The sequence below is a fragment of the Streptomyces sp. SAI-135 genome, assembly GCF_029893805.1.
Taxonomy (GTDB): domain Bacteria; phylum Actinomycetota; class Actinomycetes; order Streptomycetales; family Streptomycetaceae; genus Streptomyces.
Window position 1 is genome coordinate 9,176,640 of sequence record NZ_JARXYP010000002.1, and the last position, 15,029, is coordinate 9,191,668.

The 15,029-nt window shown below is 66.5% G+C and carries 13 protein-coding genes and 1 pseudogene; 9 read left to right on the top strand and 5 right to left on the bottom strand.

Annotated features, from left to right (window positions below; all coding sequences use genetic code 11):
• Positions 1–378 precede the first annotated feature (378 nt).
• The 5 genes from M2163_RS46015 (at position 379) to M2163_RS46035 (ending at position 6,738) form a co-directional block, all read left to right on the top strand.
• A complete protein-coding gene (locus M2163_RS46015; protein ID WP_280897143.1) occupies positions 379–1,002 on the top strand; it encodes a (2Fe-2S)-binding protein in 624 nt (207 codons plus the stop codon).
• Positions 1,002–1,979, top strand: a complete 978-nt coding sequence (locus M2163_RS46020; RefSeq protein ID WP_280846873.1) for a xanthine dehydrogenase family protein subunit M — start codon at positions 1,002–1,004, stop codon at positions 1,977–1,979. Before M2163_RS46015 ends, M2163_RS46020 begins: the two co-directional genes overlap by 1 nt.
• Positions 1,980–2,045: 66 nt before the next feature.
• A complete protein-coding gene (locus M2163_RS46025) occupies positions 2,046–3,191 on the top strand; it encodes an XdhC/CoxI family protein (protein ID WP_280897432.1) in 1,146 nt (381 codons plus the stop codon).
• Positions 3,192–3,201: 10 nt separating this feature from the next.
• Positions 3,202–5,463, top strand: coding sequence for a xanthine dehydrogenase family protein molybdopterin-binding subunit (locus M2163_RS46030; RefSeq protein ID WP_280897144.1), 2,262 nt, complete (start codon positions 3,202–3,204; stop codon positions 5,461–5,463).
• 663 nt (positions 5,464–6,126) lie between these two features.
• Positions 6,127–6,738 (top strand): TetR/AcrR family transcriptional regulator, encoded by a 612-nt coding sequence (locus M2163_RS46035; protein ID WP_280897145.1) that lies wholly within the window; start codon positions 6,127–6,129, stop codon positions 6,736–6,738.
• A 408-nt stretch (positions 6,739–7,146) separates the two neighbouring features.
• Here M2163_RS46035 and M2163_RS46040 read toward each other — a convergent pair whose 3' ends face one another.
• Positions 7,147–8,004 (bottom strand): helix-turn-helix transcriptional regulator, encoded by an 858-nt coding sequence (locus M2163_RS46040; protein WP_280897146.1) that lies wholly within the window; start codon positions 8,002–8,004, stop codon positions 7,147–7,149.
• 526 nt (positions 8,005–8,530) lie between these two features.
• Positions 8,531–8,923 carry an ester cyclase gene (locus M2163_RS46045; protein WP_280846869.1) on the bottom strand — a complete coding sequence of 131 codons (393 nt, stop codon included), beginning with the start codon at positions 8,921–8,923 and terminating at the stop codon, positions 8,531–8,533.
• A gap of 77 nt (positions 8,924–9,000) precedes the next feature.
• Here M2163_RS46045 and M2163_RS46050 point away from each other — a divergent pair, with 77 nt between their 5' ends.
• A complete protein-coding gene (locus tag M2163_RS46050; RefSeq protein ID WP_280897147.1) occupies positions 9,001–10,092 on the top strand; it encodes an AraC family transcriptional regulator in 1,092 nt (363 codons plus the stop codon).
• Positions 10,093–10,452: 360 nt separating this feature from the next.
• A complete protein-coding gene (locus M2163_RS46055; RefSeq protein ID WP_280897148.1) occupies positions 10,453–11,205 on the top strand; it encodes an SDR family oxidoreductase in 753 nt (250 codons plus the stop codon).
• Positions 11,206–11,248: 43 nt separating this feature from the next.
• Here the strand turns inward: M2163_RS46055 and M2163_RS46060 are convergent, their stop codons facing one another.
• The gene (locus tag M2163_RS46060) at positions 11,249–11,632 is read right to left on the bottom strand and encodes a hypothetical protein (RefSeq protein ID WP_280897149.1); all 384 of its coding nucleotides are present in this window, start codon (positions 11,630–11,632) and stop codon (positions 11,249–11,251) included.
• Between the two features lie 369 nt (positions 11,633–12,001).
• Between M2163_RS46060 and M2163_RS46065 the strand changes: the two genes are divergently transcribed.
• Positions 12,002–12,877, top strand: coding sequence for a helix-turn-helix transcriptional regulator (locus M2163_RS46065; protein WP_280897150.1), 876 nt, complete (start codon positions 12,002–12,004; stop codon positions 12,875–12,877).
• Positions 12,878–12,979: 102 nt separating this feature from the next.
• On the opposite strand, the gene M2163_RS46070 is transcribed toward M2163_RS46065, so the two are convergent.
• On the bottom strand, positions 12,980–13,438 hold the full coding sequence (locus M2163_RS46070; RefSeq protein WP_280897151.1) for a nuclear transport factor 2 family protein: 459 nt from the start codon (positions 13,436–13,438) through the stop codon (positions 12,980–12,982).
• Positions 13,439–13,687: 249 nt separating this feature from the next.
• On the opposite strand from M2163_RS46070, the pseudogene M2163_RS46075 reads away from it, so the two are divergent.
• Positions 13,688–14,212: pseudogene (locus M2163_RS46075) on the top strand (transposase family protein); the annotation flags it as partial.
• 6 nt (positions 14,213–14,218) lie between these two features.
• Here M2163_RS46075 and M2163_RS46080 read toward each other — a convergent pair.
• A protein-coding gene (locus tag M2163_RS46080; protein ID WP_280846863.1) for an IS5 family transposase occupies positions 14,219–15,027 on the bottom strand; the annotation gives its coding sequence in 2 pieces (ribosomal slippage) (positions 14,219–14,677 and positions 14,680–15,027; 807 coding nt in all).
• Between the last annotated feature and the right edge of the window lie 2 nt (positions 15,028–15,029).

The window sequence follows — 15,029 nt, forward strand, 5'->3', positions numbered from 1 at the left end:
GTCTTCGCGATGATTCTCGCTCGCCGTCAGGCGCTACGGACCGAATGGACGGCGGACCTGACGCAGGTCTTACATCTCCCGCCGGTGCGCGTCGCCATGTTGTTCGACACCACCTCAGTGTCGTTACCGACCTGCGCTGGATCGCTTGCACCATCCCGACGCTCGGTGTGCCACTCACGGCCGAACCCGCTTTATGCCGGGTCCCGGATCGATGCCCGCTTCAGCCCCCTCAGCTCAACGCAAGCCTGGGATCGACAGAGCCTGGATGATCCTGCTCCCGGCGGCCAGCCTTGGAGCAGCGCTCGACCCGAAGACCACACGAATGGGCGCGGCGCCGGCCTTCCCCTGCCCGAACTTGCCATCAGCCAGGAGGCATTGATGAACGAACAGAACGACGTGGGAGGCGCCGGTTCGGGTGTGTCCCGGCGCAACTTTGTAGGGGGGAGCCTGGCCGCCGTCACGGTGGCGCCGCTGCTGACCGGACAGGCCGAGACGGCAGAAGCCGCCCCGGCAGCCACCGTCGACGGCGTGACGCCGGTGACGATACGAACCGCCGTCAACGGCGATCCGGTCACCCTGCGGGTGGACCCGCGGGCCACCCTGCTGGACACACTCCGAGAGCGGCTCGACCTCAAAGGCACCAAGAAGGGCTGCGACCGGGGACAGTGCGGCGCCTGCACCGTGCACATCGACGGCCGACGCGTGCTGTCGTGCCTCACGCTGGCCGCCACGACGAGCGGCCACCAAGTCACCACGATCGAAGGGCTGGCCGACGGCGACCGGCTGCACCCCATGCAGCAGGCCTTCGTCGACCACGACGGTCTGCAGTGCGGCTTCTGCACCCCAGGACAGATCATGTCCGCAGTCGCCATGGTCGACAACGAGGGACCCGCCCGCTCGGACAATGAGATACGTGAGCGCATGTCGGGCAACATCTGCCGGTGCAGCGCCTACCCCCGCATCGTCGACGCCATCCGGGACGCGCAGCAGGTGATGCGCTGATGCGGCCCTACACCTACGCCCAGGCGCGCTCGGTCCGTGAGGCAGTGCAGAACGCCAAGCCCGGCACCGCATTCCTGGCCGGTGGCACCACCCTGGTGGACCTCATGAAGCTCGAGGTGATGTCGCCCGACCGCGTCGTGGACATCAACCGCCTGCCACTGGACGGCATCACCCTGGACCACCAGGCTCTGCACATCGGTGCGCTCGAACGAATGAGTGACGTGGCCGCCGCGCCCGCCGTGCGCAAGCACTACCCGATGGTCGCGCAGGCGCTGGAGCTGAGTGCCTCGGCCCAGCTGCGCAACATGGCGAGCATCGGCGGCAACCTGCTGCAGCGCACGCGGTGCAGTTACTTCCGCGACGTCACGACCCCGTGCAACAAGCGTGAGCCAGGCAGCGGCTGCTCAGCCCTGGAAGGGATCAACCGCGGACACGCCGTGCTGGGCACCAGCGACGCGTGCATCGCCACCCATCCCAGCGACCTCGCCGTCCCCCTGGTGGCGTTGAGTGCGACCGTCCACCTGGCCTCGGCGCGCGGCACGCGCACCGTACCCCTGGAGACGTTCTACACCCTGCCCGGTACCACCCCCGAGGTCGAGAACGTGCTGCGGCCGAACGAGCTCATCACCGGGATCACCGTGCCCCGCTCGCCCTGGGCGGCGCACTCGCTGTACCTGAAGATCCGCGACCGGCAGTCGTACGAGTTCGCGCTCACCTCGGCCGCCGTCGCGCTCCAACTGCGCGGGCGCACCATCGTGAACGCCCGCATCGCCGTGGGCGGAGTGGGGACCAAGCCGTGGAGGCTGACGGCCGTCGAACGCGCCCTGACGGGCCGGCCCGCCACCTCCGCGACGTTCGAGGCGGCCGTCGCCGACGCCGCGGACGGCGCCCGACCACGGGAACACAACCGGTTCAAGCCCGCGCTGCTGCGTCGCACCCTGGTACGCGCCCTGACCGAACTGCAGGAGAACCGGTGAGCGGCCGACATGGCCCTGTACGGCCTCACTCCGTCGGGGCAGCCGGTCCCGGATCTGGTGGCGCACATGCTTGAGATCGCCGCTGACCTGGTCGAACGTGTCCGTCGCGGGATCCCGTTCGTAGCGGCCACCGTCACGAGCGTCGCCGGCAGTGCTCCGCGGCAGCCCGGCTCGTCCCTGGTCGTGGACGCGGACGGCACTGTGCTGGGCAACGTGTCGGGCGGGTGCGTCGACGCCGCGGTCCACGACACATGTCAAAACATGCTGGCCGGGGACCACCGCGCCCGTGCCCTCCACTTCGGGTACAGCGACGCCGACGCATTCGACGTGGGTCTGACCTGCGGCGGCACCATCGAGCTCTTTCTGCGCCACCACGATCCGACTACCGAACCATGGCTCGAACCGGCTCTGGCCGATGCCGCAGGCGGCCGGGCGGTAGCCGTGGCCACGATCGTGCGCGGCCCGGAGGCCCACCTCGGCCGGGTGATCGTCGTGCGGCCCGGGAAATCCGTCGCAGGAACGCTCGGGGACGAACTGCTCGACCAGGTCGCCGAGGCACAGACCACCGGTGCCTTGCACGCCGGACGGACCGGCACGCTCGAGCTCGGGGTGGCCGACAGCTACTGCCGGGAGCCGATGACCTTGCTGGTGGAGAGTAACTCCCCACCGCCTCGGATGCTGGTCTTCGGCGCCATCGATCACGCAGCCGCGCTGGCCCGGCTCGGCTCCTTCCTCGGCTACCAGGTGACCGTCTGCGACGCCAGGGCCACGTTCGCCACCCCGGAACGATTTCCGGACGCAGAGGTGGTCGTCGATTGGCCGCACCGCTATCTCAGGTCCCAGGCAGAGGCTGGCCTGCTGGACCAGCGCACCGTCGTCTGCGTGCTCACCCACGACCCCAAGTTCGACCTGCCGCTCCTTAAATCCGCGCTGCGCATGCCGGTTGCGTACGTGGGAGCCATGGGGTCTCGCCGCACCCACGAGGAACGCCTGACCCGGCTCCGTGACGCCGGTCTTACCAGCGGCGAGCTCGATCGCCTGCACTCGCCCATCGGCCTGGACCTCGGGGCACGTACCCCGCAGGAGACAGCGCTGTCGATCGCGGCGGAGGTCGTCGCCCACCGACACGGCGGCTCCGGGGCATCCCTGAGCACCGGGGTTCCCATCCACCACGGTGCCCCGTCGACCGGCGCACTCGCATTCAGCAGCTGAAGGATTCACAATGTTCCGTTCCCCAGTCGGACGCGAGACCGAGCGCGTCGACGGCAAGCTGAAAGTCACAGGCGCGGCCGAGTACTCCGGTGACTACCGCGCCCCTAACCTCGCACACGCCCATCTCGTCACCAGCACCATCGCGCGAGGCACCCTCACCGGCATCGACACGGCGGCCGCGCTGGCCTCACCCGGTGTCCTGCGTGTCTATGCCGCGCCAGACCCTCGCTTGGGCCTGTATCCCCTCACCGGTCCGCTCGCCGGCTTCGTCGAGAACTACGTCCCGCTGCGTGACGCGGAGGTCCACTTCCACGGCCAGGCCATTGCGATGGTCGTAGCCGAGACGCCCGAGCAGGCACGCGACGCTGCCGCGAGGGTCACCGCGACCTACGAGACCCGGCCACCGCGCACCTCGATCGCGGACGAGCCCCACGTTCCGGCCGGCCCTACCATCAGCGGTTCACCGAGCAGCCTCAACATCCTGGCGCCCGGCGTCTCCTCGATCGACGCCGCGCTCGCCGCCAGCGACGTCGTCGTGGAGGCCGAGTTCCACCAGCAGATGCAACACCACGCGGCGATGGAGCCCCACGCCGTCCTCGCCGTCTGGAAAGGTGACCAGGTCACCATCTACGCCGGCGCGCAGGTTCCCTCGGCGTACGCCCTCGGGACGGCCCAGCGGCTCGGCGTCCTGCCGCAGAACGTCCGGCTGATCACGAAGTACGTGGGCGGCGCGTTCGGCGCCCGCGTCATCTTGTGGAGCGACACGCCGCTCGCCGCCGCGGCGGCCCGGGAGATCGGCCGCCCGGTCCGGCTCGTCCTCACCCGCGAGCAGATGTTCACCCTCACCGGCCACCGGCCCCAACTCACGCAGACCGTCCGTCTGGGCGCCTCCCGCGACGGCGTCCTCAATGCCGTCAGCCACCAGAGCGTCTCCGAGCGCCCGACCACCGTTACGTTCCCCATGACTCCGGCGCACGCCACCACGGACGCGCTCTACCGCACTCCGAACCTGCACGTCGATGCACAGCTGGCCACCCTCGACATCCCCGGCAGCCGGGCGATGCGCGGCCCCAATGAGGCACCCGGGTCCTTCGCCCTGGAGACGGCGATGGACGAGCTGGCCGTCGCTACCGGCGTCGATCCTGTGGAGCTGCGGCTGCGCAACTACGCCACCAAGAGCCCTTCTACAGGCTTGCCGTGGTCGAGCAAGCACCTCGAGGAGTGCTACCGCGTCGGCGCGCGGCGATTCGGCTGGTCGGCCCGCAGCGCCAAGCCCCGCTCACGCGTCGACGGACAGTGGCTCTACGGCACCGGCATGGCCACCGCCATCTACCCGGCACACCGCCGGGCCGCGAGCGTGCGGGTCCGGTTGCTCGACGACGACACCGCCGTGGTCTCGACCGGGATCTCGGACTTCGGCACCGGCGGGGCGACCATGGTGGGGATCTCCGGCGCGGACGCCCTTGGGATCCCACTGATGCGAGTGAAGCCCGAGATCGGCGACACCGTGCTGCCGCAGGGTGCGCCCGCCGCCGGATCCAGTGCCACGCACGCCACCGTGCCGTTGATTGTGAACGCCGCCCGCGACGCGATCAACGAGCTCAAGCGGCTCGCCGTCACCAACGACAGGTCGCCGTGGCACGGAGCGAACACCGACGACCTGCGCTACGAGCGCGGCGTCCTGCACGGTCAAGGGCGGTCGATGACCTTCGGCCGCCTGCTGGCCGCTGTCGACTCACCAGGCATCACGGCCCTCGCCGAGTCAGCCGGCGACGCCGACCCGGGGTATGTGCACCACAGCTTCGGCGCCCACTTCTGCGAGGTGCGGGTCAACCGGTTCACCGGCGAGACCCGCGTCACCCGGTTCACCACGGTCGCGGACGTCGGCCGCGTCATCAACTCACGGGCCGCCCGGAGCCAGCTCGTCGGCGGTGTCATCTTCGGTATCGGGCACGCCCTGCTGGAGGAGAACCCCCTGGAGCGCGACACCGGGCGCCTGGCGTCCAGCACACTCGCCGACTACCTCGTGCCCGTGAACGCCGACGTGCCCGACATCGACGTGCACCTGCTCGGTCGGCCCGACCCTGTTCTCACCGGGCCGTTGGGCGACGGCGCTGAGGAGGTCGGGACCAGCAGCCTCGGCGCCCGCGGGCTCGGAGAGATCGGCACAGTGGGCTCGGCGGCCGCGATCGGGAACGCTGTCTACCACGCCACCGGGATCCGGGTGCGCGACGTGCCCATCACCCTCGACAAGCTGATCGAGCACCTCTGATCCGTGAACCGGACCTACCGCACGCCTCTGGGAAGTATCCGAGCAGCTGACGACGACTATCGGTGCCGTCTGAGAGGGGCCGGGACCCCATCACTTGGTCGGCGTGTGGGCGCAGCGACCAAAGCAACGCGTTGGACGCGGGACAACCAGGCAAGGCTGCCGACGCGTAAGGCCGGTTTCCGATCAACCGGTCATCGTGCGTGCACTCATGTTGTGCAAACCGGCCGCCCACAAGTGGCCGGGCATTGCGCCAGGCCAGGCGGTACTCGGGATGAACGTGCAGATCCTCGCCGACCCCTTCGGCCGGCTGCTGCACGGGCGTCCGTGTATCTCGCCCGAGTTGGCGCGTACCACGGGCGAGATCTCTCGCTCCCGTGAGTTGACCGCCGATCTCTGGCAGGTCAGTGCAGACCTGACTGGAATTGATCAGTCACGGCAGCTGTAGATCTGGCCACGGTTGGTCGTGGAGTTCATCCAGGAGCGTGCCTGACTTCGGACAACGCCAGGTATGCCAGTTGTAGGACCCCAGCGATTGCAGGGTCCTGTGCTCCGTGGCCTGGTTCGGGACACCGTTCGACGAGCTTGTACGGCCCGCGTCGAACGCAGTAGGCACTGTCCGGTTCTCGAAGATCGTTTTCGGACACAAGTCGGTGAGGAGGACGAGTGCGGCAGAGCAATGGCCCGCGCCTGCGATCGGATGCGCAACGCAACCGCGAGCGCATTCTGGAAGTGGCCTTCACCGAACTGTCCCGGGCCGCCGACACCCCGCTGAGCACGATCGCCAAGAAGGCGGGCGTCGGCCAGGGCACGTTCTACCGGAACTTCCCCAACCGCGAGACGCTCGTCCTCGAGCTCTACCGCCACGGAGTTCAGCAGATCGCCGACTCCGCGTCCGAGTTGCTGGAGACCATGGAACCCGACCGCGCGCTGCGGGCGTGGATGGACCACCTCGCCCGGTTCGCGATGACCAAGGCCGGTCTGGCGGAGGCGATCCGCCAGGCCCCGAGCACCTCGTCCGGGCAGGCAGCGAAAGCCGGCCACACCCCGGTGACCGAGGCTGCCGGTCTCCTGCTGCGCGCCTGCAAGGAGGCCGGCGCGATCCGCCCCGGCGTCACGGCCGACGACTTCATGCTGGCCATCACCGGTCTGTGGCAGCTCGCCCCGCACGACGACTGGCAGCCGCAGGCGACACGCCTGCTGGACATCGTCATGGACGGTCTTCGTGCGGGGGCGCCTGGACGCCCGGACCCGTCCGGTCGATCAGGCCGACACTAGGGACCAGCGCCTGCTGACATGGTGCGGCCCGTGTTCGGACCACCAGCGCATGGGAGGGTCCCCGGCCCTGGAGCAGCCCAGGTCGCTGTCCGCCGATGCGCACCCGGAAGTGTTCCGTCGCGGCCTGGAGGGCGTCGGCTGTGATCAGGGTGAGTGTGGTCCGGTCACTGGTGCCGATGTCGGCGGCGTTGATCCCCCATGGTGAAGGTGCCGTCCGCCTCCGCCGTCACGCGGGTGGGGGTCACCCTGAAAACTCTCAGTGATTCTCGCCCGCCCTCAGCCGCTACCGGATCGAAAAGTCGGCGGACCTGCCGCAAATCTCCATCTGAAGCCGGTGCGCGTCTTCTTCGGTATTAACTCGGTGTCGGCGTCCCTCGGCCCAACTGTCGAATGTGACAGCCGTTTATGTCACCGGCATGGCGCGGGATGTGTTCGCGACTCATCCGCGATAGCGGTGAGCAGTTGCATCTTCTCGTGGCTCTCGCTACCGGGGACCGCTGTGTAGACAGACAGATGGTGGGACCACTCGGGGTCTATCAGTACTTGATAGTGCAGTTCCAGTGCGCCGACGTCGGGATGTACGAAGCGTTTGACGACTGGCGGGATGGCGACTTCGTGCTTTTCCCACACCTGGCTGAACTCTTCGCTCTCGGCCAGGAGCAGGTTCACGAACTGCGCCGCGCGGGAACCTGGGCCGCGTAGCGTGGCGATCTGGCGCAGGCCCGAGACGAACATGCGCGTAAGAAACGGGTGGTCCTCAGGGGCGTAGAGCTGCCGGGCGGTCGGATCGATGAACCACCGGTAGCCGATGCTGCGAGCGGGACCGCGGTAAGAAGTGCGGTCACCGGTCAGAGCCACACCCAGCGGGCTCTGGTGGAGGGTCTCACCCAGCTCGGTGATGATTTCGGCGGGAGTGTTGTCCAGACGCTCCAGGATGCGCAGAAGGCCGGGGCTGACGTGCGGGCCGGCCGGCTCACGCGCGGGTGCGTTCAACCCGGCCAGCCGGAACAGATAGTCGCGCTCTTCCAAAGAGAGATCGAGCCCTTGCGCGATGGAAGCGATCAGCTGCTCGGACGGCTGTGGTCCGCGCCCACGCTCGAGCTTCGCGTAGTAGTCGGTTGACATGTTGCACAGCAGAGCCACCTCCTCTCGCCGCAGCCCACTGGTCCTACGTCGCACACCACGAACGAGTCCGACGTCCTCCGGCTGTAGTGCTGCCCGTCGCCGTCGGAGGAAACCGGCCAGCCCAGCCCGGTCGATCGTCATGCGCTGCCTCTGTCGTCACTCTCCTGCACCGGACCATCTTTACCGTCTCGATGGGTGGTGTGTCACGTGAGGCAGATCCCGCATGATGCTGCGGACCCGGATCGCCCGATTTACCACGGTCGCGGACGCCGGCCGCGTCATCCAAGCGCGAGGACCGCAATGGCCGGCGCCTCCGCGGCTATGGGCCTTGAATGCTCTGGCCAGCCGTTATCACGGCAGGGATGCTGCCGCAGGCCGGACGTCAGCTCCCGGAGCGCCATCGGCACCGCCGTCTGGCTCGGCGCCCGGCACCGCCTTCGCGTGAACCGTTGCCCGGAGCGGCTACTACGTTTTGAAGGATTCACAAGCGAGCGTCAACGCGGCCACGGCGTCCGCGCCACCCGGTAGTGCCGCGGAGGGGGATAGACAGCAATTCGCCCCCACCGACCGACGCCGCAGCCGTCGGCGGTGATCGGGCTCGTTCACCCACTCCGCAGTCCACGACCACGGAGCGGGGCCGCCATTTTCCTCGTGTGGCAGTTCTGTCTCACGCAGCCAGCTGACGGCGCAGGGCCTCTGCGTCGTGGACATTCGTCATGTGAACGAACCGGCCGTCACGGATATGGTAGACGGCGAACTCGACGATTTCGAAGGAGGCGCCAGAGGGCGCCACACCCAGCCACTCCTTGGCAGGCGTGCCAGTATTCAGCAGCCGCGCAGCCAGGTGGTCGCCGTTCACGGAAAGCTCCTGAATTTCCCAGTGCAGGTCCGGAACCGTGTTCCCGAGATCAGTGAGCGCCGAAACGATCAGATCTGCCGTAACGGCGTCGCCGAAGTACGTGAGGTCGTCACTGAGGAACTCACGAACGCCCGCGAAGTCGTGGGCGTTGAGGGTTTCGATGTAGCGCGTGTAGAAGGCGCGGAGGTCGGTGTCTGCCATGGTTCCTCGCTTGGTGGTTAGGCCAGCACCTTGCTGGCCTCACCAGCGTTGCCCAGCCCGATGCTACGATCCATAACATGTCGTCCATGATTTTTCACCGATCGTCCAGCGCCTTGGTGCCCTCCGATCCCGTGGCCGACAGGATCGGCCTGTTGCGGCCTCGGACGGAGGCCCACCCGGGCCTTCATGCCGCGGCGCCTTGGGCAGTGCAGTTTGACGCCTTCGAATTTGTCAAGATCGGGTGCGCAGTGCGTGGCGCGTGCTGGCTGCTGGTGGAGGGAAGTGAGCCGCTGTACCTACAGGAAGGCGACTTCTACCTCCTGAAGTCTCCCGGCCCCCACGTTCTCGCCAGTTCGCCCACCGTGACGCCCCGACCCGGCCGAGAGTTGTTGGAAAGTGCCTCGCGAGGCGTCGCACGGATTGGCGCCGAGGCCGACGAGACCAACTACGTGTGCATGGCGTCCCTATGGTTCGACGAGGCCAATGCTCCGCTTCTGCTGGAAATCCTTCCTCCTCTTGTGCACTTGCCGGCGACGAATCCCCTGATTCGCCAAGTCGCCTACATCACCGAACTGTTGGGGATCGAGGTCGAGAGCAGAGCTGTCGGGCGATCCCTCGTCCTGGACCATCTCGCACAGATCATGTTCGTTCAGGTGCTCAGGGCGCACGTCGCACAAACCGATCAGCCCGCCGGATGGCTGGGAGCACTCAACCATGAGGGAATCGGCGCAGCGCTGCGCGCCATGCATGCCGATGTAGCTCACCGCTGGACCCTTCGTGAACTCGCGGCCATCAGCCATCTTTCCCGATCCGCTTTCGCAGCCAAGTTCAAGAAGGAGGTCGGCGCCGCGCCCCTGGAATACCTCATTCAGTGGCGGATGAGCCTCGCCCGTGACGCGCTTCGCCGTGACACGCGTTCCATCTCCGAACTGGCCTTCGCAACCGGATACGAGTCAGAGAGTGCGTTCAGCACGGCGTTTCGCCGCGTTGTAGGCGTCTCGCCGCGACAGTTCCGCGACAGTGCACGTCGCGCCGCAGGCGCCTCCGCGGAACGCGAAGACCAATCGCCTCAGAAGCCGGAACAGGCACTAACCTCGGGGTTTCTCCCAGAAGCCGTACCTCAACGGATCACAGAACGTATGGATCGGACGGAGTTCCTGGTCGGGTGATCCCCCACGCACGAAGGCATGACCCGGGCCGGAGCAGCCCGATCGCCTCAACTACGAGACCCAGGAGGCCGAGCACCCGGAACACCCCCTGGACGATACGTAAAGTAATGCGGACTCTTTATCATGGAAAGTATTCTCGCTCCCTCGCAGTATTGGTGTTGAACGCAACAGCATCGAGAGTGAGCCTTTTCCAGCCTCATGTCTGTGCTGGTCGGCGGTCTACTGACGGCTGAGCGCACAGGTCCGCAGCGAGGTCAGGACCAACTGATCCATGGTCGGTCACGGTGGCCCGGACGCTCCGCCGGACATGGTCAGCGGAACTGACAGCCAAGTCGGAAAAGGCTCGGTTAGGAGATCCTCATGGGGCAGCTGGAAGGCAAGACGGCCGTCGTCACCGGAGGCAGCACCGGTATCGGTCTAGCCACCGCCTTACGACTGGCGGACGAGGGCGCGTACGTATTCATCACCGGGCGACGCCAGGCCCAATTAGAGGACGCCGTCAAAACCATCGGAACCGACAGGGCCACCGCAGTCGTCAGCGACATCGGAAAGGCGGAGGACCTGGACCGGCTGTACGGCACCGTTCGGGCACGACGCCGCAATCTGGACGTGCTCGTGGCGAACGCGGCGATTGGCTCGTTTGTGACGCTGGAACGTACCACCGAGGAGCATTTCGATCAGACTTTCGCGGTCAATACCCGAGGCACGCTGTTCACCGTGCAGAAGGCGTTGCCGCTGCTCAACAAGGGAGCGTCAATCGTCCTGGTCGGTTCGACGGCCGCTGACCGCGGCATAGAGGCGTTCGGCGCGTACGCAGCGTCGAAGGCTGCCGTTCGGTCCTTCGCACGGACGTGGTCCGTCGAGCTCAAGGCCCGCGGTATCCGGGTCAACGTGGTCTCTCCGGCATGGATAGAGACTCCCGGGATCGCCACCACCTTCGGTGAGGAGGAGACCTTCCAGGCCATCAAGGAGCATGTCGCTACAACCGTTCCCAGCGGCCGCATGGGCACGCCCGAAGAGGCCGCCGCAGTCGTGGTCTTCCTGGCCTCACAACAGAGCAGCTACGTCACCGGCGCGAACTTCTACGCCGACGGTGGCGCGAACCAGATCTGACCTTTCAGCCGCAGATCGCAGCACGCGCCGTAGTTCGTCGATCTCATGCGACGGGTAACTGGCCTATATGCGGGATGAGTTGCTCGGCATCCCGCCCAACAGCGCCTAGATCTTGCCGAAAAACGATCTCTGGCGGTGGGCGATGGCTTGCGTGCGCGGCCTGCTGGCTCCGCTGTTCCGCAAGAACGGCTGGTGAAACGATGCTCAGGCCCTGGCAGAACGACTCGGTCAGGGCATTGTGGCAGTTGGAGCCGGCGCGCTCCCACGCTGCGGCGGATGCCGTGCCGGCGGCAATCGCGTCGGTGGCGAGCTGGATATGGTCGGCGATGGACCAGCCGATCACGCGATGCGAGCGGATGTCGATGGCCGCCGCCAGCAGTATCCACGACGGGCCGGTGTTCAACGCCGTAACCGTGCGGTCACTCATCACCTGGTTGAACAGAGGCCAGAGGACTCCCGAGGCGGGATCATCGGCAGGGTGTGCGGCAGAACCGCGCGCTGGATCGCGTCGGCGTGACGGTGGATGTGGAGTTAGACATCCTTGGCTTGGGGTGCGTGCAAGCCAGGAGTCAAGCTTGGGCTGCGGGTCGCGCTGGAAGTCGCGACTCCCGTCCCAGCGGGCGGTCGTGCCCTCGATCCAGTGCAGTTCCTTGTCCTCGATGGGGGATCCGGGCCGAAGCCGCGTCACGCTCAGCCTGCAGCCGCTTGTTGTCCCCCGTGAGTTCATCGACGTGGGTGGAGGCCACCGGCGCCGAACTGGCCGACACTCAAGTGCACGGACTAGGGTCGCTCACATATGACAACCTCGCATTACAGACCCAGGAATGAGCTTGGCGAGTATCTTCGTGCCCGACGCGCCGCGATTGATCCTGAGACTGCTGGGCTTCCTCGGGGGCGACGGCGGGTTCCAGGCCTTCGTCGTGAAGAAGTCGCGACTCTTGCGGGAGTGAGCGTTGACTACTACACGCGTCTCGAACAAGGACGGGAGAAGCACCCTTCCCCTCAGCTCATTCACACGCTCAGTCGTGTCCTTGAGCTCTCGACGGACGAGCAACTCCATATGTACCGGCTCGCCGGCGTCGATCCTACTCATAGCGCTAGAGATGGTAACGGTGCCAGTGCGCCTTACCTGACCGATTTGATGGATCGCTGGGCGATGAATCCGGCGTTCGTCTATGACGATACTCAGGAAATACTCGCCGCGAACGCACTCGGGCGCGCGCTTCACTCCCCATTCAAGCGGGCGGACAATTTCGCTCGGATGGTATTTCTCGATCCTGCGGGTCCTGGTTTCTTCGTCGAATGGGAACGGGTCGCGATCGACACCGTGGGTTCCTTGCGGCAGGCGTGGGGAAAGGTCAATTCACGCCATAGCGTCGAAACGGTTGTTTCCGAGCTGCGTTCAGCAAGCGCCGCCTTCGTACGGATGTGGGAGACGCATGCCGTCATAGGGAAGAACCACCAACGAAAGTCAATCAACCACCCCGCCGTCGGCCCGCTGACCCTGGACTACCTCACCTTCGCGATCCCTGACGCGCATGACCACCATCTGCTCGTGTGCGACACCCCGGCAGGTAGTCCGTCCGAACGGGCCCTTGAACTGTTGGGAAGCCTCAGCGCACACTTCGCGACTCATAAAGGCACAGGTGAATCCGTGACAGAGCAACCCTGACCCCCGAAGCTCCCCACCATTGAACGGCGAAGTGGGCCCGCGCCCCACGGGGTACGGGCCCACTTCGCCCGCGAGATCAGGCGCCGTGCGCCCCCTCGGGGGTCAAAGGGTGACGCGCTCAACAATCTCGTAGTAGGCGTGCAGATCCAGCCACTCAATGCCTGAGACGACCTTCCCGTCCTTCATCGTCAGGATGTACAAGTAGCTGTTGTTGTACGGCTGCCCGTCGGCGGCACGCCCCGTGCTGTCTATACGGACGATCACGTCGTCACCATCCGCCCAGATGCCACGCGGAGTGATGGCGAGCGGCCCGTCCAGCCGATCGAACAGCGCCTTCTCCGCGTTCTCGTGAAGATCCGCCAGGCCACTGTACACGCCGGCAACAGGCCCATGTCCGGCGATCGTCCATTCAGTGGAATCCGTAAATATCTCGGTGAAGAACTTCGTGAAGTCCTCCGTTCCAGATTCCAACGCGGCCTGGACGATCTTGCGGTTCATGCTCTCCTGGGGAGAATACGTCATCAATTCCTCCTGCTGGTGCTCGAGGTCATCGACACTCATGCTGCGATTTCAGCTCGTAAGCCTCGACATCTCCGATGCTAAGGAAAGACCTATCTGATTGGGAGGCACCCGTTACCATAGGTGTGGCGCACCCCCCAAGGGTCGATGCGTTTCTGTTCAGCGAGATGTACCGTCCTTCAGTGAACGCTTCTCATCCTGAGCGCCAGGCGATCTCGATGGCGTGAATAGCGGCGACCGTGCGACCGATGCGGTTGGTGCTGCACCAAGCCTTGCGGATCCGCCATTGCGCTGCTGTTCGAGCACCGCCGGACCCACAACACCCGTCGGTGCAGCTCGGCTGCTTCGACCAGGCACTGCTCACGCTGGTCCACCTACGCAAGAACGAGACGTTCGCCCAGCCCGGCGCCGGGTTCGGGATACCCGCAGGCCACCGCCTGGCGGTACGTCGACGAGGCCGTGGAGGCGCTGGCTGCCTGGGCTCCGAGCCTTCATGAAGTCCTCGCCGGCCTCGGTGAGGGCGACCTTGTCATCGTTGACGGCACTCTGATCCCCATCGACCGCGTTCGCGCGGACGAGTCGTACTAATCGATGAAACACCGCAAGCACGGCATGAACGTGCAGGTGATCGCGAGCCCGGACGGCATCCCGCTGTGGTTCTCCCGCACGACACCGGGCCGCATGCACGACCTGACCGCGGCCCCGGCCCACAGCATCGTCCAGTCCTGCCTCACCCGGCAGATCCTTGCCCTGGCCGACCACGCCCACCAGGGCGCCGGCGCCACCTTCCCCACCTCCTACTACCGCCACTTAGACGCCATTTCATTTGGTGATGCGGCGGTAGCAGATGAGGGTGCTGGCGATGCCGACGAAGGCGAGGAAGTGTTCGGGCTTGCGCTCGTAGCGGCGATGCAGGCGTCGGCATCCGTTCAGCCAGGACATCGTTCGCTCCACCACCCAGCGGTGCCGGCCCAGTCGGTCGGAGGTTTCGATCCCGCGACGCGCGATGCGGGGCACGATCTGTCGTCGCCGCAGCCAGCTGCGCAGGTGGTCGAAGTCGTAGCCCTTGTCGGCGTGCAGTTTGGCTGGCCGTCGGCGCCGTGGTCCGAAGCGGGAGCGGATCGGCGGGATGCCGCGCATCAGCGGTATCAGAGCCTGGCTGTCGTGCAGGTTCGCCGCGGTGATGCCGATCGACAGGGGCAGGCCGTTGCGGTCGACGATGAGGTGGATTTTCGATCCGCTCTTGCCTCGATCGGTCGGATTCGGTCCGGTCAGCGGCCCCCTTTGAGGGCGCGGACGCTGACCGAGTCGATGGCGCACCGCGACCAGTCCAGCTCACCGCGCGCGCCGAGCTCGTCCAGGACCAGGCGGTGGAGTTTGGCCCACACCCTTGCCTCGGACCACTCGGTGAAACGACGAAACGCCGTCACTCCCGACGGACCAAAGCCGGGCGGCAGTTGGTTCCAAGTGCATCCCGACGTGGCCACGAAGATGATGGCGGCCAGCACCTCCCGGTCCCCGTGCCGGCGTCGGCCACCGCCCTGCGGGCGTTCCGGTGCCGGCGGCACCACACGCTCGAACAGCTCCCATAAGCCGTCCGGCACCATCCGCTCGACGAGTCCAACAGTCATCG

Coding starts and splice junctions, on each gene's coding strand:
- M2163_RS46015 (WP_280897143.1), top strand. CDS start 379: ATGAACGAACAGAACGACGTGGGAGGCGCCGGTTCGGGTGTGTCCCGG.
- M2163_RS46020 (WP_280846873.1), top strand. CDS start 1,002: ATGCGGCCCTACACCTACGCCCAGGCGCGCTCGGTCCGTGAGGCAGTG.
- M2163_RS46025 (WP_280897432.1), top strand. CDS start 2,046: ATGCTTGAGATCGCCGCTGACCTGGTCGAACGTGTCCGTCGCGGGATC.
- M2163_RS46030 (WP_280897144.1), top strand. CDS start 3,202: ATGTTCCGTTCCCCAGTCGGACGCGAGACCGAGCGCGTCGACGGCAAG.
- M2163_RS46040 (WP_280897146.1), bottom strand. CDS start 8,004: ATGACGATCGACCGGGCTGGGCTGGCCGGTTTCCTCCGACGGCGACGG.
- M2163_RS46045 (WP_280846869.1), bottom strand. CDS start 8,923: ATGGCAGACACCGACCTCCGCGCCTTCTACACGCGCTACATCGAAACC.
- M2163_RS46050 (WP_280897147.1), top strand. CDS start 9,001: ATGTCGTCCATGATTTTTCACCGATCGTCCAGCGCCTTGGTGCCCTCC.
- M2163_RS46055 (WP_280897148.1), top strand. CDS start 10,453: ATGGGGCAGCTGGAAGGCAAGACGGCCGTCGTCACCGGAGGCAGCACC.
- M2163_RS46060 (WP_280897149.1), bottom strand. CDS start 11,632: ATGAGTGACCGCACGGTTACGGCGTTGAACACCGGCCCGTCGTGGATA.
- M2163_RS46065 (WP_280897150.1), top strand. CDS start 12,002: ATGACAACCTCGCATTACAGACCCAGGAATGAGCTTGGCGAGTATCTT.
- M2163_RS46070 (WP_280897151.1), bottom strand. CDS start 13,438: ATGAGTGTCGATGACCTCGAGCACCAGCAGGAGGAATTGATGACGTAT.